The sequence below is a fragment of the Brachybacterium vulturis genome (assembly GCF_002407185.1).
GTDB lineage: Bacteria > Actinomycetota > Actinomycetes > Actinomycetales > Dermabacteraceae > Brachybacterium > Brachybacterium vulturis.
This window is the reverse complement of the sequence record NZ_CP023563.1, coordinates 3135374-3155718: the sequence shown is the minus strand read 5'-3', so window position 1 is coordinate 3155718 and position 20345 is coordinate 3135374. Positions and strand designations below refer to the sequence as shown.

17 protein-coding genes are annotated in these 20345 nt (G+C 71.8%); 15 read left to right on the top strand and 2 right to left on the bottom strand.

Annotated elements, in window-relative coordinates; genetic code table 11:
- Window positions 1–112 precede the first annotated feature (112 nt).
- Entirely contained in the window at window positions 113–2356 is a 2244-nt protein-coding gene (locus CFK38_RS14155) for a HelD family protein (RefSeq protein ID WP_096803645.1), read from the bottom strand.
- 152 nt (window positions 2357–2508) lie between these two features.
- On the opposite strand from CFK38_RS14155, the gene CFK38_RS14150 reads away from it, so the two are divergent.
- A complete protein-coding gene (locus CFK38_RS14150; protein ID WP_096803644.1) occupies window positions 2509–3486 on the top strand; it encodes a proteasome assembly chaperone family protein in 978 nt (325 codons plus the stop codon).
- Between the two features lie 281 nt (window positions 3487–3767).
- Window positions 3768–3971, top strand: a complete 204-nt coding sequence (locus CFK38_RS14145) for a cold-shock protein (protein ID WP_096799793.1) — start codon at window positions 3768–3770, stop codon at window positions 3969–3971.
- Window positions 3972–4093: 122 nt separating this feature from the next.
- Here the strand turns inward: CFK38_RS14145 and CFK38_RS14140 are convergent, their stop codons facing one another.
- A complete protein-coding gene (locus tag CFK38_RS14140; protein WP_096803643.1) occupies window positions 4094–4969 on the bottom strand; it encodes a spermidine synthase in 876 nt (291 codons plus the stop codon).
- A 197-nt stretch (window positions 4970–5166) separates the two neighbouring features.
- On the opposite strand from CFK38_RS14140, the gene CFK38_RS14135 reads away from it, so the two are divergent.
- The 13 genes from CFK38_RS14135 to murG all read left to right on the top strand — a co-directional run bounded on the left by CFK38_RS14135 (window position 5167) and on the right by murG (window position 20337).
- Complete coding sequence (locus CFK38_RS14135) at window positions 5167–5655, top strand: hypothetical protein (protein WP_096803642.1); 489 nt, start codon at window positions 5167–5169, stop codon at window positions 5653–5655.
- 56 nt (window positions 5656–5711) lie between these two features.
- Window positions 5712–7013, top strand: a complete 1302-nt coding sequence (gene dinB, locus CFK38_RS14130) for a DNA polymerase IV (protein ID WP_096803641.1) — start codon at window positions 5712–5714, stop codon at window positions 7011–7013.
- A gap of 155 nt (window positions 7014–7168) precedes the next feature.
- Window positions 7169–7579 carry a DUF3040 domain-containing protein gene (locus CFK38_RS14125; protein ID WP_096803640.1) on the top strand — a complete coding sequence of 137 codons (411 nt, stop codon included), beginning with the start codon at window positions 7169–7171 and terminating at the stop codon, window positions 7577–7579.
- Window positions 7580–8117: 538 nt separating this feature from the next.
- The gene (gene mraZ / locus CFK38_RS14120) at window positions 8118–8549 is read left to right on the top strand and encodes a division/cell wall cluster transcriptional repressor MraZ (protein WP_096803639.1); all 432 of its coding nucleotides are present in this window, start codon (window positions 8118–8120) and stop codon (window positions 8547–8549) included.
- A 191-nt stretch (window positions 8550–8740) separates the two neighbouring features.
- Entirely contained in the window at window positions 8741–9736 is a 996-nt protein-coding gene (rsmH, locus tag CFK38_RS14115; protein WP_096803638.1) for a 16S rRNA (cytosine(1402)-N(4))-methyltransferase RsmH, read from the top strand.
- A gap of 121 nt (window positions 9737–9857) precedes the next feature.
- On the top strand, window positions 9858–10256 hold the full coding sequence (gene ftsL / locus CFK38_RS14110; RefSeq protein ID WP_245851085.1) for a cell division protein FtsL: 399 nt from the start codon (window positions 9858–9860) through the stop codon (window positions 10254–10256).
- Between the two features lie 2 nt (window positions 10257–10258).
- A complete protein-coding gene (locus tag CFK38_RS14105; protein WP_096803636.1) occupies window positions 10259–12082 on the top strand; it encodes a peptidoglycan D,D-transpeptidase FtsI family protein in 1824 nt (607 codons plus the stop codon).
- Window positions 12083–12098: 16 nt separating this feature from the next.
- Window positions 12099–13682: a UDP-N-acetylmuramoyl-L-alanyl-D-glutamate--2,6-diaminopimelate ligase gene (locus CFK38_RS14100; protein ID WP_218192315.1), complete on the top strand. Its 1584-nt coding sequence runs from the start codon at window positions 12099–12101 to the stop codon at window positions 13680–13682.
- Between the two features lie 2 nt (window positions 13683–13684).
- Window positions 13685–15154, top strand: a complete 1470-nt coding sequence (locus tag CFK38_RS14095; protein WP_096803635.1) for a UDP-N-acetylmuramoyl-tripeptide--D-alanyl-D-alanine ligase — start codon at window positions 13685–13687, stop codon at window positions 15152–15154.
- Window positions 15151–16251, top strand: coding sequence for a phospho-N-acetylmuramoyl-pentapeptide-transferase (gene mraY / locus CFK38_RS14090; protein ID WP_096803634.1), 1101 nt, complete (start codon window positions 15151–15153; stop codon window positions 16249–16251). The genes CFK38_RS14095 and mraY overlap by 4 nt, the downstream gene beginning before the upstream one ends.
- Window positions 16248–17756 (top strand): UDP-N-acetylmuramoyl-L-alanine--D-glutamate ligase, encoded by a 1509-nt coding sequence (gene murD / locus CFK38_RS14085; RefSeq protein ID WP_096803633.1) that lies wholly within the window; start codon window positions 16248–16250, stop codon window positions 17754–17756. Before mraY ends, murD begins: the two co-directional genes overlap by 4 nt.
- Window positions 17753–19249, top strand: a complete 1497-nt coding sequence (gene ftsW / locus CFK38_RS14080) for a putative lipid II flippase FtsW (RefSeq protein WP_096803632.1) — start codon at window positions 17753–17755, stop codon at window positions 19247–19249. The genes murD and ftsW overlap by 4 nt, the downstream gene beginning before the upstream one ends.
- Window positions 19249–20337: an undecaprenyldiphospho-muramoylpentapeptide beta-N-acetylglucosaminyltransferase gene (murG, locus tag CFK38_RS14075; RefSeq protein ID WP_096803631.1), complete on the top strand. Its 1089-nt coding sequence runs from the start codon at window positions 19249–19251 to the stop codon at window positions 20335–20337. Before ftsW ends, murG begins: the two co-directional genes overlap by 1 nt.
- Window positions 20338–20345 lie beyond the last annotated feature (8 nt).

Sequence of the window (20345 nt, the reverse complement as noted above, 5' to 3'; positions counted from 1 at the left end):
CGCTCATGCAGCGCACAACTGATCGGCGGTCGTGGAGGGGAAGCCACGGCCGCCGATCGCGGTCCGGGGAGGCGGCCGCCGCACTCGCCCCGCCGCACTCGCCCCACCGCACTCACTCCGCGATGCCGGCAGGCAGCTCCCGGGCGTGGACCATGCCGAGATGCTGGGTGGAGCGGCTCATCGCCACGTACAGGTCCCCGGCGCCGTGGGCGTCGATCAGCTCCGCCGGCTCGACGATCACCACGGCGTCGAACTCGAGGCCTTTGGCATCCTGAGCGGTCATCACCGCGATCTCGTCGTCCACGCCCGCCGAGCCCGCACCGATGACCGGCAGCGACCTGCGGGCGCGCAGGGCGCCGACGAGGGTGTCGAGCCGCTCCTGCGCCGCGATCACGGCGATCCGTCCCAGTCGCTGCCCGTGCACCGCCACCACCGCCTCGGCGGTGGCTGCGGCGAGCCCGGTGGCTGGGACCCGCTCGATCAGCGGGCCCCGGTCGCCCTCGCGCACGGAGCTCACCGGCGTCACCGGCAGCTCGTGGGCCTGCGCCATCGCCACCGCGCGATCCATGATCCGGCTCGGCGTGCGGTAGTTGACCGTGAGGTGCTCGACCTGGAGTCGATCCTGGATGTAGGGGGAGAGCGCGGCGGCCCAGGAGTCGGTGCCGCCGGCGGAGGAGGTCTGGGCGACGTCGCCCACCACCGTGAACGATTTCGTGGGCGCCCGTCGCATCAGGGCCCGCCAGCTCATGGGGGAGTGCTCCTGCGCCTCGTCGACCACCACGTGCCCGTAGGTCCAGCTCCGCTCCGAGGAGGCGCGCTCGGCCAGGGTCCGGCCGTCGCGGATGTGGCTGACCTGGTCGGCGAGGTCCTCGGCACGGATGATCCCCGAGGTGTCGATGTTCTCGATCACCTTGCGGGCGTACTCGACCTCCGACCGTCGGCGCTCGGCATCGTCCCGGGCCCGGGCCTCGCTCGGCGCATCGTCCTCGCCGAGCAGCTCGGCGACCTCGTCCAGCAGCGGGACGTCCTCGACCGTCCAGGGGGAGTCCTTGGGGCGGACCAGCAGGTCCACCTGAGCCGCCAGCGACCGTGGGGCGGCCTCCCGCAGCCGCTCGGGACGGGAGAACAGGATCCGCAGGAAGCCCTGCGGGGTGTAGGGGAGCCAGGCCAGGTTCAGCTGGCGCTTGACCTCGGGATCGTGGCGCAGATCCGAGAGCAGGTCCGGGCGATCCTCGGGGATGACGGTGTGGCCCTGTCTGCGCAGGGACTTCTCGTAGCTCTCCACCAGGCGGTCCATCGCTGCACGGACGAAGACCGCACGGGCGGCGTTGTGGGGCTTGTGGGACGCTCGGGCCTCGCGCCGGGCAGAGCGGACCGCGTCCGGCGTGAGGGTGATCGGGGTGCCGTCGATGCGCAGCTCGACCTCGGCCTGCGGGATCACCTGACGCTGCCTGACCGCTCGGCCGAGGAGCTCGGCCATGGCGGCATCGCCCTTGAGGCGGGCGGTGGCGTCCTGGTCATGCAGGAAGGTCTGGACCCCGGGGAACAGCTCGCCGGGCGTGAGCATCACGACTCCGGATTCGCCGAGGCTCGGCAGCACTCGCTCGATGTAGCGCAGGAAGCCCGGGGTGGGGGCCATGATCAGCACGCCGGTGTGCTCCAGCCGCCGACGGTGGGTGTAGAGCAGGTACGCCGCCCGGTGCAGGGCGACGGCGGTCTTGCCGGTGCCGGGCCCTCCCTGGACCACCAGCACGCCGCGGTTCTCGGAGCGGATGATGCGGTCCTGCTCGGCCTGGATGGTGGCCACGATGTCGCCCATCCGGCCGGTGCGCTTCCCGGAGACGGCGGCGAGCAGCGCACCCTCGCCCTGGAGCACGACATCGTGGTCGGGATCCGCGAGCACGGAGGGGTCCAGGACGTCGTCCTCGAGGCCGGACACGGTGCGGCCCCGGTTGATCAGGTGTCGCCGCAGCCGGACCGAGAGCCGGTCGGTGCTGGTGGCTCGGTAGAACGCGGCCGCGGCGGGGGCGCGCCAGTCCACCAGCAGCTGCTCCCGCTCGGAGGTGAACAGGCCGATGCGGCCGATGTAGTGGCGGGCCGCATCATCCATGTCGAGACGGCCGAAGACCAGGCTCCGGGACACGGAGCGCAGCAGCGCGAGTCGGTCCTCGTACAGCGCCATGAAGGAATCGCGCTCGGAGCGGTTCTGGTGGGTCGAGGCGTGCTGTGATCCCTGGATCGTGTCGAGATTGTGCTCGATCTGGGCGATCAGCTCGTCCAGCCGTCGGTAGAGACGGTCGGCGTACGTCTGTTCACGTGCGATCTCCCGGGCGATCTGTTCCTCAGCGTCGTCCACGGCCCTGCCTCTCACCCTGTGCGTCCTCTAGCGGTGCCCGTCTCCGGCGGACCCCGGATCGGCGAAGCACGGTGGTCCATTATGGTGGACGGGCCTGGGTGCGCGCGCCATCAGGTGATCCACGTCCAATCGGCCGCGAGGGAGGAGCCACGATGCGAGACCCTCGCGATCTGTATCGGTTCGAGTCGACCGAGGTCCTGGAGGCCGTTCCGCGCTCCGGGCTCACGCTGGTGCATGCTCTGCCGGGGATGGTCGATGCCGGCAACGCCTGCCGCATCGCCGCCACCTATCTGCGGGACGAGCTGCGCCACCTGCGCCTGGTCTCCTTCGACACCGATGAGCTGCTCGACTATCGCGGTGCCCGCCCGCACGCGACCTTCGACGGCACCTCCTTCGTGGAGGTGGAGGTCCCCGAGCTCACGCTCTCGCTGATGTACGACGAGCAGGACCGGCCCTTCCTCTTCCTCGACGGCCCGGAGCCGGACCTGCAGTGGCGCCGCCTGGCCGAGGCCCTGATCGATCTCGTGGAGTACTTCGACGTCGAACGAGTGGTCGGCATGCAGGGGGTGCCCATGGCCGTGCCCCACACCCGCCCGATCGGTCTGTTCGCGCATGCCAACGACCCCTCCCTGCTGGGCCGTCCGGGCGCCGGGGCGACGCCGGCCCCCGGGACCACTCCCGACCTCGGGGAGGAGGGGACCCCGGAGCTGGTGATCCCGGCGGCCTTCAGCACTCTGCTCGAGCACCGGCTGGGCCGGGCCGGTCACCCCGCGATGGGCTATGCCGCCCAGATCCCGCACTACCTGGCTCGGACCGACTTCCCGGCCGGCGCGCTGGCACTGCTGCGGCGGGTCAGCGAGGCGGCCGGGCTCGACCTCCCGCTGGTCCACCTCGGAGACCTCACCGATGCCGCCACGGTGGCGCTGCAGGGGTCCCTCGAGCAGAACGGGGAGGTGCGTCAGATCGTCGGCGCACTCGAGGAGCAGTACGACTCGCTGGGCGAGAGCGAGGACTCCTCGCCGCTGGCGACCACGATGGACCTCCCGACGGCCGACGAGATCGGCGAGCACTTCGAGCGCTTCCTCGCCGATCACGACAGCGACTCCCCGGAGGATCCCCCGTCGCTGTGAGCGCCGGTGCGGAGCGGTCCGCGGCCGTGAGGGCCCCGATCGACCGCAGTTCGTTACCTCTTCGTGATCCGGTCGTGATCAACTCCGTGTGAACCGGGCCACGGTCATGACAGAATGGAGTCGTTGCGGTGATGCAGGTCCGGCAGGACAGTCCGACGACGGTGCCTCGGCACAGCAGTACGGCTTGCACCTGACGCCACCCGCTCCGGCGGGGGACGGCTTCACGCGGCACCGCGATCGCGTCGTGCGATCGATGAAGGACGACACAGAAGGTGACAGGTATGGCACAGGGCTCGGTCAAGTGGTTCAACGCCGAAAAGGGCTACGGATTCATCGAGATCGACGGAGGCGGCGCAGACGTCTTCGTGCATCACAGCAAGATCGACATGGACGGCTACCGCGCCCTCGACGAGGGTCAGCGCGTGGAGTTCGAGGTCAGCCAGGGCGACAAGGGGCCTCAGGCCGAGCAGGTTCGCCCCGTCTGATCGACGGCACCTCCGTCAACATCACGGACCGGGCAGGAGCAATGCGCTCCTGCCCGGTCCGTCGTCGTCCGGGCCGCTCGCGCTCACCGGGTGATCTCACCGGGTGATCTCACCCGTTGATCTCAGCGTGACCGCAGCACGCGTCCGGCACGGGCGAGCGCCTCGACCTGGGGCCGGCTCGCCAGACGCACCGAGACCGCATCAGAACGCAGGTCGCGGTCGATGCCCTCGGGGAGCGGGCGCCGGGAGGCGAGCAGGACGCAGTTCCCCCGCCGCTTGCCCGAGAGATGGGCGGGCTCGGCGATGACGCCGACGTGCGGGAAGACGGCGGACAGGGTGGCGACCTCGTCCGCCATCAGGCCGCTGCCCGGCGGCGCCGCGCAGTTGGCCAGATAGATCCCGCCCTCGCGCAGCACCCGGTCGGCGTGGGCGGCCGCCTCCGACGTGGTGAGCTCCGCAGGCGTGACCATCCCGCTGAAGACGTCCCTGACCAGGACGTCGAACCGATCCTCGCGCCAGGAGGCGAGGGCGCTGAGCGCGTCCTCGGTGCGCAGTCTCAGCTGTGGTGAACGGGGAAGGTCGAACCAGTCCCGCACCTGCTGGGCGAGCAGCTCGTCGATCTCCACCACGGTCTGCCGGGTGCGCGGATGGCGGGCGACGATCGCCCGTGGCAGCGAGCAGCCGCCCCCGCCCAGGTGCGCGAGCTGGGGCGCGGAGGTCGGGGTGCCGCCCGGTGTGACCGTGGTGCCCGAGCCCTCCGGTGCCGGGAGCTCTGCGAGGTGGCGGTCGATCACCAGCAGCATCCAGCGCATGTACTCGAACACCAGGTGCTCGGGATCGGGATGCAGATGGGAGGAGGGGACCCCGTTGACGTCCAGCAGCACCGAGCCGTCGTTCTCCAGGGTCAGGCGTGCGGTCCCGGTGGAGACGGGGATCGAGGTGTCCAGGGGGCCGAGATGCGTGAAGGCAGCGCGGCGCGAGCGATCGCGGCGGGGCATCGCCCCACTCTAGGAGACCACCGGCAGCACGGACACCGCGGAGATCCGTGAGACCGCCGGGGGCGGCGATTGCTCCTCCCCATCCCGTGCTCGTCCACCACGTCCGTGGACCCTCTTCGTCTGTCGGCCCCCGCGCATAGCGTTCCCGTCATCGAATCCGCGCAGAGAGCGCCCCGTGCCCACGGAGGAGGAGAACGATGACGCGCACCATGTCCCGCCCAGGAGGAGCCGCGAGACCGGTCAGCGCCGGCACCCGCGCCCTGCGTCTGCGCCTGGCTCGCCTGGATCAGGATCAGGCGGACCTCGAACGCGCCCGGGAGCTGCTGCGCCAGGGCCGATCCCAGCTGGAGGCGGATCCGCGCGCGGCCTTCGAGCTGATCCATCGCGCCGCACTGCGAGGAGCCGGGGTGCTGGTCTCCCGCGCCAACCGAGAGCGGCGCCGGGCGCTGCCGCTGAACGTGTGGACCGCGCTCGAGCGTCTCGGCGGGCAGGACGCCGAGCGGGCGGAGCAGCTGGACCCGCTGGTGGCCGAGAGGGCACGACTGGATCGGGAGGGGGCCTCCCTGCCCGATCCGGTGCTGCTGCACCGTCACCTCGAGGGGACCGGTGCACATCTCGAAACGGTCGCGCAGCGTCTGCTCGAGGACCTTCCCAGCCACGTCACCGAGCTCGCCGACGTCGGCTGATCGCGGCGGGAAGGAGGGCGGCGACCCGGGTAGGATCTCCCACGAGGGAGGTGCCGATGGACGAGTGCGGTGATGCGGGGTCGACGCAGGAGATCCCCGGCATCCTGCACCTGGACATGGATGCCTTCTTCGCCTCCGTCGAGGTGCGTGACGACCCCCGGCTGCGGGGCCTGCCCGTGGTGGTGGGCGGTGCCGGTGCGCGCGGTGTGGTCGCCGCGGCCAGCTATCCCGCACGGACCCGTGGCATCCGCTCCGCGATGCCGATGGCCTCGGCGCGGCGACTGGCGCCGGATCTCGTCATCGTCCCACCGCGGATCGAGCACTACCGTCGGATCTCCGCCCGCGTGATGGAGCTGCTCGGCGACGTGGTCGCCGACATCGAGCAGATCAGCGTCGACGAGGCCTTCCTCGACGTGCGCGGCGCGCGTCGGCTGTTCGGCGCCCCGGAGCAGATCGCCGACCTGCTGCGACGCCGGATCCGGGAGGAGCTCGGCCTGCCGAGCTCGGTCGGGGGCTCCGTCTCCCGTGCCGTGGCGAAGATCGCCTCCGCCCGAGCCAAGCCCGATGGGCTGCTCATCGTCCCCGCCGCCCGCACCGCCGAGTTCCTCGCCCCGTTGCCCGTCTCCGTGATCTCCGGCATCGGTCCCAAGGCGCAGGAGGCGCTCGACCGGATCGGCGTGCGCACCATCGGCCAGCTGCGGGAGATCCCCCGCTCCGCATTGGCGCGGGCCGTGGGCCCCCGGGCGCCGGAGATCCTGGCGCTCGCCGACGGCAGCGACCGCACCGGGCTGGGACACCGCACCCGGGACAAGTCGCTGGGGACCGAGCGGACCTGGGACGAGGACCTCACCGACCCCGCAGAGGTGCGGCGGTGCATCACGCAGATGGCGGACGATGTCGCCCGGCAGCTGCGCCGCGGAGACTTCGTGACACGGACCGTCGTGCTCAAGCTCCGCGCCCCGGACGGCACCACCATCACCCGCTCCTCGACGTGGGATCAGCCCACCTCCAGCGGTGAGCGGCTCCGCGAACAGGTGGTCTCGCTGTGGGAGCGGGAGCGCTCCAGGATGCGCCGTGTGCGACTGGTCGGAGTGCGTGCCTCGCATCTGGAGCCGGCCGCCGGCACGCCCGTGCAATCGGAGCTCACCGCCCGGGCAGCGGGCTGGCAGGACCTGGAGGCCGCGATGGATCGGGCGCTCGAGCGCTTCGGCACGCACAGCCTGGGCCGGGGATCGACGCTCTCCGCCGCCGACGGCGCGCAGCGAGGCCCGGCGGACCCCGTCCCGGATCCCGCTGCGTCCTCGCCGGGGCACCCCGCCGAGGACGGGCCGCACCCCCGAGAGCGCGGCGGTCGATGAGGGCGCAGCAGTGACCCCGTGTGATGCCGTACCGTGACTGTTCACATAATCCAGGAACAGGATCTAAACTGGAGGCACCACCGATGAGGGCCAGGTTCCTCGTTCGGTGGATGTGCGCCGACCGGCGCGAGAGGACGGGGACAAGGAGCGGGATCATGCCGCTGTCTGAACACGAGCAGAGGATGCTCGACGAGATGGAGCGTCAGCTCTTCGCTGATGATCCGCGCCTCGCACGAGCTTTCGCACCGAAGACGCCGCCGCGACGCAGCGGGCGTCGGATCCTCATCGGCCTGAGCGCCGTCGTCGTGGGACTCATCGTCCTCGTGCTGGCGGTGAGCCTCCCGGCGATCTGGCTGGGCGTGATCGCCTTCATCGGCATGCTCGCCGGTGCGGTCTACGCGGTCACGGGATCCGGCAGCTCCTCGGAGGGCAAGGGCACCGCCGACGGCGACGGAGGCGGCGGAGGATCCGGTCCCGCCGCTCCCGGCGGGGACGACGGCGGCACCTTCATGCGCAAGATGGAGGAGCGCTGGGAGAAGCGGGCAGGAGACGACCCCCGCTCCTGATCGCCCGCCACGGCGATGCGGCACGACCGCACTGACGGACCACGATGCCCCGGCTCTGCGCCGGGGCATCGTCATGTCCGCAGCCGGCAGGTGACCGATCGGTCGACGCTCCGGCAGGGGCGACTCCGGCAGCGGTGACTCCGGCAGGGGCGACTCCGGTGGGGTGACAGAGCTCGCCGCCGCGCGTCCTCCCCGCGACTCCCCACATTCCTCCACCGCGGCTCTCCCCGCCCCTCCACCTCGCTCCCTGCCTCTCAGCATCCCCGCCGGGGGCGCTCTGGCCTGCGGTTCTGTCGACCGCGATGCTGCGAAGCTGGCGTGAGGGCAGTGGGGGACGGAGCTGGAGCTCCCTGGGAGACATGCCCGACGGGAATTTCCCCCCACCTCACACCACCTCTCTGACCTGGTGCGTTATCGCGTCGAGGGCACGATTCTGGGGTTTCTGGGTCCAGTGGTGGGGGGTAGTGGGGTAAAGTGGAGTGCGTTGGGAGGAGAGGGAGTCCGGATCGCGAGTCGCGGCAGGTGAAGGAGGGCGCTGATGTTTCTCGGCACCTTCACGCCCAAGCTCGATGAGAAGGGCCGCCTGATCTTCCCGGCGAAGTTCCGCGACGAGCTCGCCTCGGGACTGGTCATGACACGTGGACAGGAGCACTGCATCGCCGTGTATCCGCTCATGGAGTTCCGCCAGAAGCTCGAGGACGCCCGTCGGGCGCCCACCACCGACAAGCGCATCCGTGACTACCTGCGGGTGCTGCTCTCCGGCGCGGAGGACGTCATCCCGGACAAGCAGGGCCGCATCACCATCCCGGGCCATCTGCGCGGCTACGCGGACCTGGACCGGGAATGCGCCGTCATCGGTGCTCTGGACCGGCTCGAGATCTGGTCGCTCCCGGCCTGGGAGACCTACCTCGAGCAGAAGGAGGAGGGCTTCGCGGAGACCTCCGAGGAGGTGATCCCCGGCCTGTTCTGAGCTCGGCCCGAAGGATCTCCGTCCTGTGAGACCTCTCGTCGTTCCCGCCCCGACGCAACTTCCCCGGTGGCGGGTCGGGAACGACGAGGAATCTGGCAGGACGGCATCGCGGAGAGTTCGCGGAGCCGGGCAGGTGCAGGACCCGGACCACCACAGACAGCACGGCAGCACCGACCCAGGGGAGGGGTGACATGGATCAGACGCAGAGCGGCCGGTCAGCAGAGGACCGGCACGTCCCCGTCCTCCTGGACACCTCGGTCCAGCTCCTCGCCCCAGCGCTGCAGGAGCCGGGAGCGATCCACCTCGACGCCACGGTCGGGATGGGGGGCCACGCCTCCGCCGTGCTCCGGGCCGCGCCGGGCGCGCGACTGGTCGGCATCGACCGCGACCCCCAGGCGCTCGTCCTCGCACGGGAGCGGCTGGACCGCGACGGGGTGGGGGAGCGGGCCACGCTGGTGCATGCCACCTACGACCAGATCCCCGAGGTGCTCGCGGATCTCGGACTGCCCGGCGCGCACGGCGTGATGATGGACCTGGGTCTGTCCAGCTTCCAGATCGACACCACGGACCGCGGCTTCTCCTATGCCGTCGACGCGCCGCTGGACATGCGGATGGACCCGTCGTCCGACGGGCCCACGGCCGCGGACCTGCTGCGGGACCTGCCGGAGGCGGAGATCGCCCGCATCCTGCGCGACCTCGGCGACGAGCGCTTCGCGAAACGGATCGCGCGCCGTCTCGTCGAGCAGCGCCAGGAGGCGCCGCTGACCCGCAGCGGCCAGCTCGTCGAGCTCCTGGAACGAGCGATCCCGGCGGCCTCCAAGGCCAGCGGGGGGCATCCGGCCAAGCGCACCTTCCAGGCGCTGCGGATCGCCGTGAACGAGGAGCTCGAGATCCTCGCCTCGGCGGTCGAGTCCGCCCTCGACTGTCTCCACCTCGACGGCCGCATCGTCGTGGAGTCCTACCACTCCGGCGAGGACCGGCTGGTCAAGACGGCGTTCACCCGTCGCACCCGCTCCTCCGCGCCACCCGGGTTCCCGGTCGAGCTGGAGGAGCACAAGCCCACCTTCTCCCCGCTCGTGCGCGGCGCCCTCCAGGCCGACGACGCCGAGCGCGCCACCAACTCCCGCGCAGCCTCCGTCCGGCTGCGTGCCCTGACCCGCACCCGACCCGACCAGGGAGCACACTGAGATGGCCAGCACGTCTGCCGTTCATGCACCCGCGATCCGCCCGGTTCGAGGGACCCGGCGCTCCTCCGCTGCGCGACCCGGGCTGACGGTCGTCACCACGCCCAGGACCGCGGGCAGCTCGATGCCGTTCACCATGCTGTGCACGCTGATCGTCGTGGCGACCCTCGCCGCACTGCTCTACCTCAACATCCAGATGTCGGACACGAGCTACGAGATCACCCGGCTGCAGGGTCAGTCCCAGCGGCTCACCGAGGAGAGCCAGGCGCTCGCCGAGACCGATGAGCGCCTGGGCACGCCGCAGGAGCTCGCACGCCAGGCGCGTGAGATCGGCATGGTCCCGGTGTCGGATCCGGCATATATCGACCTCGACACGGGCGAGATCATCGGGGAGACGTCCCCGGCGGCGCAGACTGGTGCCACTCCGGAGCTGACGCAGGTGCCCGAGAGGGTCGCCGTGCCGCCGGCGCAGATCTATGACGAGCCCACCGCCTACCACGGCATGGGCAACGAAGGGGCCTGAGGATGACGCCACCGCACAGCAGCAGGCGGACCACCACCCGCAGCACGGGCGGTGCTCGCAAGCCCCGCTCCGGTGGCACGGGACGAGCCCTCATCCCGCCGGCGAGGGTCGGCGACCCCTCCACCCGGCATCGGCTGCTCATCAGCGTGATCCTGGTGGCCGTCCTCGCACTGTCCGGACGCCTGATCTGGGTGCAGGGCCTGGATGCGAGCGCCCGTGCCGAGGAGGCGATCGCCCAGCGCACCGTCACCCGCACCATCCCCGCCCTCCGCGGCGACATCACCGACCGCCACGGCACCACCCTGGCCAGCTCCGTCGAGCGCTACGACCTGTGGGTCAACCAGCTCCAGGTCGACGGATACCTCGAGAACTCGAAGACCGCCGAGGTCACCGGGGTGAAGGCGGCCGCGCAGGATCTCGCCCCGGTCCTCGGCTGGAGCGTCTCGAAGACCGAGGAGGCGCTCACCGGCGACGCCGGGTTCTCCTATCTGCGCAAGAGCATCGAGCCCGAGGTGCGAGATGCCGCGCTCTCGCTGCGCATCCCCGGCATCGGTGCGGATCGGGTGGCGGAGCGGATCTACCCGGCCGGCTCCGTCGGCGGGAACATCCTGGGATTCGTCGGCGCCGACGGCGCCGCGCTGGCCGGCACCGAGCTCTCGTTCGACGACGAGCTCAGCGGCACCGACGGCAAGACCACCTACGAGCGCGGAGCGCAGGGCCAGATCATCCCCACCGGGAGGCAGGAGACCACCCCGGCGGTCGACGGCGAGGACGTGGTGCTCACCATCGACCGGGATCTGCAGTGGAAGGCGCAGCAGATCGTCGCCGGCGCCGTCGAGACGTGGGGCGCCACCGGGGGCAGCGCCGTCGTCTACAACGCGCACACCGGTGAGGTGCTCGCCCTCGCCGAGCACCCCAGCTTCGACCCCAACACGCCCGGCGCCTTCGCGCCCGAGGACCTCGGCAACCGCTCGATCTCCAACGTGTTCGAGCCCGGCTCCACCGGGAAGCTGTTCACCCTCGCCGCCGCGATCGAGGAGGGGACGGTCACTGCCGAGTCGCAGTACGAGATCCCCTATGAGATGTGGTTCGACGGCCACCGCGTCAAGGATTCGCATCAGCACCCGGACCAGCGCCTCACCCTCGCCGGCGTGCTCAGGTACAGCTCGAACGTCGGCACCGTGCAGATCGCCGAGACCCTCACGCCCGAGGTGCGCTACGACTACCTCAAGGCCTTCGGCCTGGGGACGAAGACCGGGGTGGAGCTGCCGGGCGAGTCCGCCGGGGTCGTCCATCCGGTCGAGGAGTGGCAGGGGCGCACCCGCTACACGACCGCCTTCGGCCAGGGATACAGCGTCAACGCTCTGCAGATGGTCACCGCCGTCGGCACCTTCGCCAACGACGGCGTGCGGGTCCAGCCCTCCCTGATCAAGGGCATCCAGCAGGATGACGGCTCCGTGCGACCGCTCGGCGAGCCGCAGAGCACGCGCGTCGTCTCCGGCGAGACCGCCGCGACCATGCGCGCGCTGATGGACAACTCGGTGGACGAGGAGACGTCCTCCGCCGCGGTGGACGGCTACGCGGTCGCCGGCAAGACCGGCACCGCCCAGGTCGGCGACGGCACCTACACCGCCTCCTTCATCGGCTTCGCCCCCGCGGACGACCCCGATCTGGTGGTGGGCGTGTTCGTCTTCGGGCTGAGCTCCTTCATCTCCGGCAGCCGCGCCGCGGCCCCCGCCTTCTCCGAGCTGACCACCTTCGCGCTCCAGAACCAGGGCATCGCCCCGACCGGCGTGCCCGGTCGTGAGCTCGAGAACGAATGGTGAGCGCATGATGACCTCGATGACCGAACCCGTCCCCGAACCGGCGCGTCCGCGGCGTGCCCGCGGGGCGAGCGCGGCGGACCTCGCCCACCTGCTCGGCGCCCCCGTGCCCGACGTGGCCGGCGGGGCAGCCGAGCGCATGCTGCTCGGCGTCACGCTCGATTCGCGCTCCGTGGAGCCCGGTGATCTCTGGTGCGCGCTGCCCGGCGCCCATGCCCATGGTGCGCAGTTCGCCGCGCAGGCCGCCGGTCTCGGCGCCTCGATGGCGCTCACCGACCCCGCAGGTCGTGAGCGCTGCGAGGCCGCGGGACTGCCCGTGCTCGTGGTCGAGGACCCGCGCACCGCCACCGCGACCGCGGCGGCCGTGGTCCAGGGCAGACCCGCCGATCGCCTGGCCACCATCGGCGTGACCGGCACCAACGGCAAGACCTCCATCACCACCGCGATCACCCGCACCCTGCTCGAGCTCGCGGTCCCGGCCGGGGCGATCGGCACCAGCGGCACCAGCTACCGCGACGCGCGCGGTGCGGACCACGCGATCGGCACCGTCCGCACCACTCCCGAGGCTCCTGAGCTGCACGGACTGCTGGCGCGGATGGTCGAGGACGACGTCGAGGTGGTCTCCATGGAGGTCTCCAGCCACGCCCTGGTCCTGCACCGCGCGGACGAGGTCGTCTACGACGTCGCCTGCTTCACCAACCTCACCCAGGATCACCTCGACTTCCACGGCACGATGGAGAACTACTTCCAGGCCAAGCGGCTGCTGTTCACCCCTGCGCACGCACGGCGGGGCATCGTCTGCGTGGACGACGAATGGGGTCGCCGGCTGGCCCGCGAGGCGCAGATCCCGGTGACGACCTTCACCACCCGGGCCGACGTCGAGGCCGACCACCGGGCCGGCCCTCATCGTCCCCAGGGCTACGGCTCCACCTTCGAGGTCGAGGGCCCGGAGGGTGCCCGCACCCTGCAGGCGGCACTGCCCGGACGCCACTACGTCGCCAACACCCTGGCCGCCGAGCTGCTGCTGGCCGCGATCGGACACACCGGCGAGGAGGTCGCCGAGGCGCTCGGCCGGGCCGGGACGGTCCCCGGGCGGATGGAGCCCGTGGCCCTCGACCCGATCCGCGGCATCGTCGACTACTCCCACACCCCCGACGCCCTCGAACAGACGCTCTCCACCCTCCGCGGGGTCCCCGGGACCCGCCGCGTCCTCGTGGTCATGGGCGCCGGCGGCGACCGCGACCGCGGCAAGCGCCCCCGCATGGGGGAGGTCGCAGCACGCCTCGCGGACGTGGTGATCGTCACGGACGACAACCCGCGCACTGAGGATCCGGCAGCGATCCGTCGCGAGGTGCTCGACGGCATCCCTGACCGCACGAACGCGCAGGTCCACGAGGTGGGTGGGCGCGGAGAAGCGATCGCCCTGGCCGCGTATCTGGCGGACGTGTCCGACACCATCCTGGTCGCGGGCAAGGGCGCCGAGACCGGGCAGCAGATCGGCGGTATCGTCCAGCCGTTCGATGACCGCCTCCGACTGCGGGATGCACTGCGGGATGCGCACACGGCGCGCGGAGACGCCGACGACATGGACGAAGGACGCTGAACATGCTCCAGACCACGGCACGGGAGATCGCCGACCTCACCGGCGGCGCACTCGTGGGAGGTGCGACCGGCGATGAGCTCGTCACCGGCACCGCAGGTATCGACTCGCGCGACATCGGCCCCGGCGACCTGTTCGCCGCCTTCCGCGGCGAGCATGTCGACGGCCATGCCTTCCTCGACGCCGCGCGACGGGCCGGAGCCGTCCTCGCCCTGGTGAGCGAGGACCACGGGATCCCGGCGGTGCAGGTCGACGACGTCCGGGAGGCGCTGTCCGCACTCGCTCGCGGTCAGCTCGCCCGTGCTCGCCAGGAGAACCCACAGCTGGTGGTGCTCGCGGTGACCGGCAGCGCCGGCAAGACCGGCACCAAGGACCTGCTGGGCACGATCCTCGGTGCGGCCGGGCCCACCGTGGCCCCCGTCGGCAGCCTGAACAACGAGCTCGGCCTGCCGCTGACCGTGCTGCGAGCGACCGCGGAGACCCGCTTCCTGGTGCTCGAGATGGGGGCTCGCGGCATCGGGCACATCGCCCAGCTCACCGCGATCGCCCGGCCCGACATCGCGCTCGTGCTCAACGTCGGCTCCGCCCACCTCGGCGAGTTCGGCAGCATCGACGCCATCGCACAGGCCAAGGGCGAGCTGGTGGAGGCCCTGGCACCCGGTGGACGGGCGGTCCTGAACGCCGAGGACCGGCTCGTCGCCGGTATGGCCGAGCGCTCCTGCGCCCCCGTCGTCACCTGGGGATTCACCACCGGTGATGTCCGTGGCGGCGAGCTCTCCCTGGACGATCAGGCCCGGGTGAGCTTCGCGCTCGAGATCCCGGAGGGCCTGACCACCCTGGACGGTGACCCGGTGGGCGCGGGCAGCTTCCCGGTGCGCCCGGATCTGCTGGGCGAGCACCAGGCCGCCAATGTGCTGGCGGCGCTGACCGCCGCCCTGGTCGCCGGGGTCGCACCCGCCGCGGCCGCCGCCGCCCTCGACGGGGCCACCCTCGCCTCTGCGCAGCGGATGCAGGCACTGCGCGCCGGCGGTGCGCTGATCATCGACGACGCCTACAACGCCAACCCCGATTCCATGAAGCAGGCGCTGAAGACGCTCGCGCACCTCGGTCGCAGCCACCGCACCATCGCGGTGCTCGGCGAGATGCTGGAACTGGGCCCGGACAGCGTGCGGCTGCACGACGAGATCGGTCGCCTCGCGGTGCGGCTGAACATCGGCCAGCTGTACGTGGTCGGCGACGGTGCCGCGCCCATCCACCACGGGGCGAGCCTCGAGGGCAGCTTCGGCGGGGAGTCCGAGCACCTCGACACCGTCGAGGAGGCCATCGCCGAGCTGGAACGGACCGTGCGGCCCGGGGACGCGGTGCTGCTGAAGTCGTCCCGTGATGCGGGACTGCGCCGTATCGCGGGCCCCCTCGTGGAGCACCTCGGGCGGCGCGCCGACCACGACGGACTGCAGACAGGAGCCGATCAGTGATCGCGATCATCGTCTCGGGGGCGATCGCACTCGTGCTGTCGATCTTCGGCACGCCCCTGTTCATCAAGGTCCTCGAGCGCCGGGGCTACGGGCAGTTCGTCCGCGACGACGGTCCCACCACGCACGCCACCAAGCGCGGCACCCCGACCATGGGCGGCGTCGCGATCATCCTGGCGGTGATGGCGGCCTACTTCCTCACCCACCTGGTGCTGTGGACCTCTCCCAGCGTCTCCGTGCTGCTGGTGCTGTTCCTGACCGTCGGCCTCGGGATCGTCGGCTTCCTCGACGACTACCTCAAGATCTCCCAGCAGGACAGCACCGGCCTGCGCCCCCGGTACAAGCTGGTCGGCCAGTTCCTGGTCGCGACCGCCTTCGCCGTGATGGCCCTGCTGTTCCCGGACGAGAACGGGCTGACCCCGGCGTCCATGCACGTCTCCTTCGTGCGCGACGTCCCCTGGCTGGACCTCGCCTTCCTGGGCACCGTGGTCGGCTTCCTGCTCTTCGCCATCTGGGCGAACTTCCTGGTCGCCGCCTGGTCCAACGGGGTGAACCTCACCGACGGCCTCGACGGCCTCGCCAGCGGTGCGACCATCATCTTCACCGGTGCCTATCTGATCATCAGCTTCTGGCAGTGGCGGCAGGTGTGCAACGTCGACCTCGACGCCGGGGGCCTCGTGCACTGCTACGACGCCCGGGACCCGTTGGACACCGCCGTGCTGTGCGCGGCCATCATCGGCGCCTGCGTCGGCTTCCTGTGGTGGAACACCTCGCCCGCGAAGATCTTCATGGGCGACACCGGCTCCCTGGCCCTCGGCGGCGCGATCGCGGGCCTGACGATCACCTCCCGCACCGAGATCGTCGGCGCGGTCATCGGCGGTCTGTTCGTGATCATCTCGCTGTCGGTCATCATCCAGGTCGCCAGCTTCAAGCTCACCGGCAAGCGCGTGTTCCGGATGGCCCCGCTGCAGCATCACTTCGAGCTCAAGGGGTGGAACGAGGTCACCATCGTGGTGCGCTTCTGGATCGTGGCGGGCATCCTCGCCGGCATCGGGCTGGGCATCTTCTACCTCGACGCCCTGCCGAGGCTCACCTCATGAGCATCCCCGCGCCCGGGGGTCCCGCCCTGGAGCGCTCCTGGCCGGGCCTGGACGTGAGCGGGCTGCGGATCCTGGTGACCGGCTTCGGGGTCTCCGGCTACGCCATCGCGGACCAGACCCTGCAGCGCGGCGCCCAGGTGCTCGTGGTCGAGGGGGCCGATACCCCGCAGCTGCGGGAACGGGCCCGGATCCTCGAGGTGCTCGGGGTGGAGTTCCGTCTCGGCACCGTCCACACCCTCGAGCTGCCGCAGGATCGCGAGATCGACCTCGTGGTCACCTCCCCGGGCTGGCGCCCCGACCAGCCGCTGCTGGTCGCCGCCCAGGCCGCGGGGATCCCCGTCTGGAGCGAGATCGAGCTGGCCCGCCGGATGCAGGCCGCCGACGGCCCCGCGTGGCTCGGCATCACCGGCACCAACGGCAAGACCACCACTGTCACCATGCTGGAGTCGATCCTGGTCCAGGCCGGGCTGCGCGCCGTCGCCTGCGGCAACGTGGGCCTGCCCGTCATCGAGGCCGCACTGGACCCCGAGGGCTTCGACGTGCTCGCGCTCGAGCTGTCGAGCTTCCAGCTGCACTGGACCGAGCACCTGGACTGCGAGGCGGCCGTGGTGCTGAACGTCAGCGCCGACCACCTGGACTGGCACGGCGGCGCCGCGGCCTACGCCGCAGCCAAGGGCCGCATCTTCGAGGGGGTGCGCACCGCCTGCGTGTACAGCGTCGCCGACCCCGTCACCCGAGAACTGGTCGAGGAGGCGGACGTGGTCGAGGGCGCCCGCGCCGTCGGCCTCACCCTGGGACCTCCCGGCCTCTCCGAGCTCGGGCTGATCGACGGGGTGCTGGTGGACCGGGCCTTCCTCGCCGAGCGGCGCTCGGCCGCCGCCGAGCTCGCCACCCTCGAGGACCTCGCCCACCTGGGTCCGCAGGGCGCCGGCCCCCACCTCGTGCTCGACGCGCTGGCCGCCGCCGCGCTCGCCCGGGCCCACGGGGTCGAGCCCGCCGCGATCCGTGACGGGCTGCGGGCCTATCGGATGGGCAGCCACCGAGCTCAGCACCTCGCCACCATCGACGGCATCGACTACGTCGACGACACCAAGGCGACCAATCCCGCCGCCGCGGCCGCCTCCCTGCGCTCCGCCGAGCGCGTGGTCTGGGTCGCCGGCGGCGACGTCAAGGGCGCGGACCTCGACCCGCTGATCGCCGCGGTGCACGACCGCCTGGCCGGCGTGGTGCTGCTGGGCCTCGACGCCGGTCCGTTCACGACCGCACTGTCGCGACACGCGCCCGAGATCCCTCTGCGGCGCATCGATCCGGGTGACACTGGCGACGACGCCGGGCGATCCCGGCTGATGGAGGATGCGGTGCGGGCCGCCCGCTCGCTCGCCGCCGCCGGTGACGTGGTGCTGCTGGCGCCCGCCGCCGCCTCCATCGACCAGTTCCGTGACTACGCGGAACGGGGGGATCTGTTCGCGGCGGCCGTGTCCCGACTGCCAGGAGAGCACGCATGACGATGGAGGACACCCGCCGGGAGCCCCGTCGGGATGCGCGTCGCTCTGCCGAGGTCGTGCGGCCGGACGAGGAGCACCCGCTGGGCAATATCGGCGGCAGGGTGCGCCAGGGCGTCGGCAGCTGGCTGAAATCCCCGGCGCTCGACTTCTACGGTCTCATCGTCGTCGGCGCGCTGCTGATCAGCGTGGGCCTGGTGATGGTGCTGTCCTCCAGCTCGGTGAGCAACATCTCCCGCGGCGACTCCGGCTTCGCCGGACTGCTGCGCCAGGGCACGTTCGCCGGCATGGGCCTGGTCGCGCTGGCGGTCGCCGCGCTGATGCCGCCGGGCTTCTACCGCCGTGCCGCCTGGTTCCTGTTCGTCCTCGGCCTGGCGCTGCAGTGCCTGGTGCACGTGCCCGGCCTGGGCGTGGAGGTGTACGGCAACCGCAACTGGATCCAGATCGGCTCCCAGCGCCTGCAGCCCTCGGAGTTCCTCAAGCTCGCCCTCGCCGTCTGGCTGGGAGCCGTGCTCGCGATGAAGCGACCGCTGCTGCACCGCCCCTTCCATCTGATCATCCCCCTGCTCCCCGGCGCCGGCGTCGCGCTCGGTCTGGTGATCCTCGGCCACGACCTCGGCACCATGCTGGTGATGGCGATGCTCGTCGCCGGCGCCGTCTGGGTCGCCGGGGTGCCGCGACGCTGGTTCGTCGGCGTCGGGCTGGCCGGGCTGGCGGGCGTCATCGCGCTCACCATCACCAGTGGCAACCGCATGGCCCGCATCAACAACTGGCTCCACGGCACCTGCCCGGGGGACACCTGCCTCCAGTCGGAGCAGGGGCTGATGGGTCTTGCCGAGGGCGGCTGGTGGGGCCTGGGTCTGGGCGAGTCAAGGCAGAAGTGGGGTCGGCTGCCCGCCGCCGAGGACGACTACATCTTCGCGATCATCGGCGAGGAGCTCGGTCTGATCGGCACCCTCGGCGTGCTGGCGCTGTTCACCGCCCTGGCGCTGCTCATGTTCCGGATGATCACCCGGCTCGACGACCACTTCATGCAGATCACCGTCGCGGGCATCAGCGCCTGGCTGCTCGGACAGGCCTTCGTGAACATGATGGTGGTCACCGGGCTGCTGCCCGTCATCGGGGTGCCGCTGCCGTTCATCTCCTCGGGCGGTTCCGCACTGCTGGCCTCCATGACGGCGCTGGGCGTGCTGATCTCCTTCGCGCGGCGGGAGCCGGGCGCGGCGGAGGCGATCGGTGCCCGACTGAGCTCGGTGCGCAGTTCCATCAGCGTGCTGCCCGCTCCGCGCGGGCGCTCCGCCGCGCCCGCGACCGCCCGCTCCGCCCCCGCGAAGCACCCGGTCAAGGGCACGCCGCGTCAGGCTGCCGCGAAGCACCCGGCCAAGGGCACGCCGCGTCAGGCTGCCGCGAAGCGCCCGGCCACGGGCACGCCGCGCTCCTCGTCCTCCCGCACGCGGCGCTCGGGCCGCGGCACCGCTCCCTCCCGAAGGTCCTGATGTCCTCCACCACGCCGCGCATCCTCCTGGCCGGTGGCGGCAGCGCCGGGCACGTCTCGCCGCTGCTGGCCACCGCCGCCCAGATCGCCCGTCGCTGTCCCGAGGCGGAGATCACCGTGCTGGGGACCCCGCAGGGGCTCGAGGTCGACCTGGTGCCCGCGGCCGGCTTCGAGCTGGTCACCATCGACAAGGTGCCCTTCCCCCGTCGTCCGAATGGTGCCGCGCTGCGCTTCCCGGGCCGCTTCCTGAGCACGCTGCGCGAGGTCCGCACCCTGCTGCGCGAGCGCGAGATCGACGTGGTCGCCGGGTTCGGGGGCTACGTCTGCCCTCCCGCCTACCTCGCCGCCGCCTCGCTGCGGCGCCCACTGGTGGTCCATGAGGCGAACCGGCGGCCGGGCCTGGCCAACCGGCTCGGGGCGCCCCGCGCCGCGGCCGTCCTCACCGCCTTCGAGGGCTCGAGCCTGCCCGGCGCCCGCCGCATCGGCATGCCGATGCGGGCAGCGATCGCCCATCTCGACCGCGCCGCACGCCGTGAGGAGGCGGTGCGCAGCATGGGCCTGGACCCCGCCCGCCCCGTGCTGCTGGTCACCGGGGGCTCCCTCGGCGCCCAGCGTCTGAACGCCGCCGTGGCGGAGGCCGCGCAGGCGTTCGTCGACGCCGGTGCGCAGATCCTGCACGTCTCCGGTCGCGGCAAGGCCGAGGACCTCCCCGAGCACGAGGGCTACCGCGTGCTCGAGTACGTGACCGCGATGGAGGACGCCTACGCCGCGGCCGATCTCGCCCTGACCCGCTCCGGCGCCGGGACCGTCAGCGAACTCACCGCCGTCGGCCTCCCCGCCGTGCTGGTCCCGCTGCCCATCGGCAACGGCGAGCAGGCGCTGAACGGGGAGCAGGTCGTCGCCGCCGGCGGCGCCCTGCTGATCCCGGACGCCGAGCTCGACGCCGCGCGCCTCACCGAGCAGGTGCTGCCCCTGCTGCAGGACCGGGACCGGCTGCAGGGGATGAGCGAGGCCGCGCGCGCCTTCGGGATCACCGACGCCGCCGAGGTCATGGCCGACGTGGTGACCGGCGTCGCACGCCGGGCGTGACGCGGGCG

Bases quoted from the DNA above. Each gene is read 5' to 3' on its own strand.
- dinB (WP_096803641.1), top strand. From the start codon at position 5,712: ATGGACGAGTGCGGTGATGCGGGGTCGACGCAGGAGATCCCCGGCATC.
- CFK38_RS14145 (WP_096799793.1), top strand. From the start codon at position 3,768: ATGGCACAGGGCTCGGTCAAGTGGTTCAACGCCGAAAAGGGCTACGGA.
- CFK38_RS14135 (WP_096803642.1), top strand. From the start codon at position 5,167: ATGACGCGCACCATGTCCCGCCCAGGAGGAGCCGCGAGACCGGTCAGC.
- ftsL (WP_245851085.1), top strand. From the start codon at position 9,858: ATGCCGTTCACCATGCTGTGCACGCTGATCGTCGTGGCGACCCTCGCC.
- rsmH (WP_096803638.1), top strand. From the start codon at position 8,741: ATGGATCAGACGCAGAGCGGCCGGTCAGCAGAGGACCGGCACGTCCCC.
- CFK38_RS14140 (WP_096803643.1), bottom strand. From the start codon at position 4,969: ATGCCCCGCCGCGATCGCTCGCGCCGCGCTGCCTTCACGCATCTCGGC.
- mraZ (WP_096803639.1), top strand. From the start codon at position 8,118: ATGTTTCTCGGCACCTTCACGCCCAAGCTCGATGAGAAGGGCCGCCTG.
- CFK38_RS14150 (WP_096803644.1), top strand. From the start codon at position 2,509: ATGCGAGACCCTCGCGATCTGTATCGGTTCGAGTCGACCGAGGTCCTG.
- CFK38_RS14125 (WP_096803640.1), top strand. From the start codon at position 7,169: ATGCCGCTGTCTGAACACGAGCAGAGGATGCTCGACGAGATGGAGCGT.
- murG (WP_096803631.1), top strand. From the start codon at position 19,249: ATGTCCTCCACCACGCCGCGCATCCTCCTGGCCGGTGGCGGCAGCGCC.
- ftsW (WP_096803632.1), top strand. From the start codon at position 17,753: ATGACGATGGAGGACACCCGCCGGGAGCCCCGTCGGGATGCGCGTCGC.
- CFK38_RS14095 (WP_096803635.1), top strand. From the start codon at position 13,685: ATGCTCCAGACCACGGCACGGGAGATCGCCGACCTCACCGGCGGCGCA.
- CFK38_RS14105 (WP_096803636.1), top strand. From the start codon at position 10,259: ATGACGCCACCGCACAGCAGCAGGCGGACCACCACCCGCAGCACGGGC.
- murD (WP_096803633.1), top strand. From the start codon at position 16,248: ATGAGCATCCCCGCGCCCGGGGGTCCCGCCCTGGAGCGCTCCTGGCCG.
- CFK38_RS14100 (WP_218192315.1), top strand. From the start codon at position 12,099: ATGACCGAACCCGTCCCCGAACCGGCGCGTCCGCGGCGTGCCCGCGGG.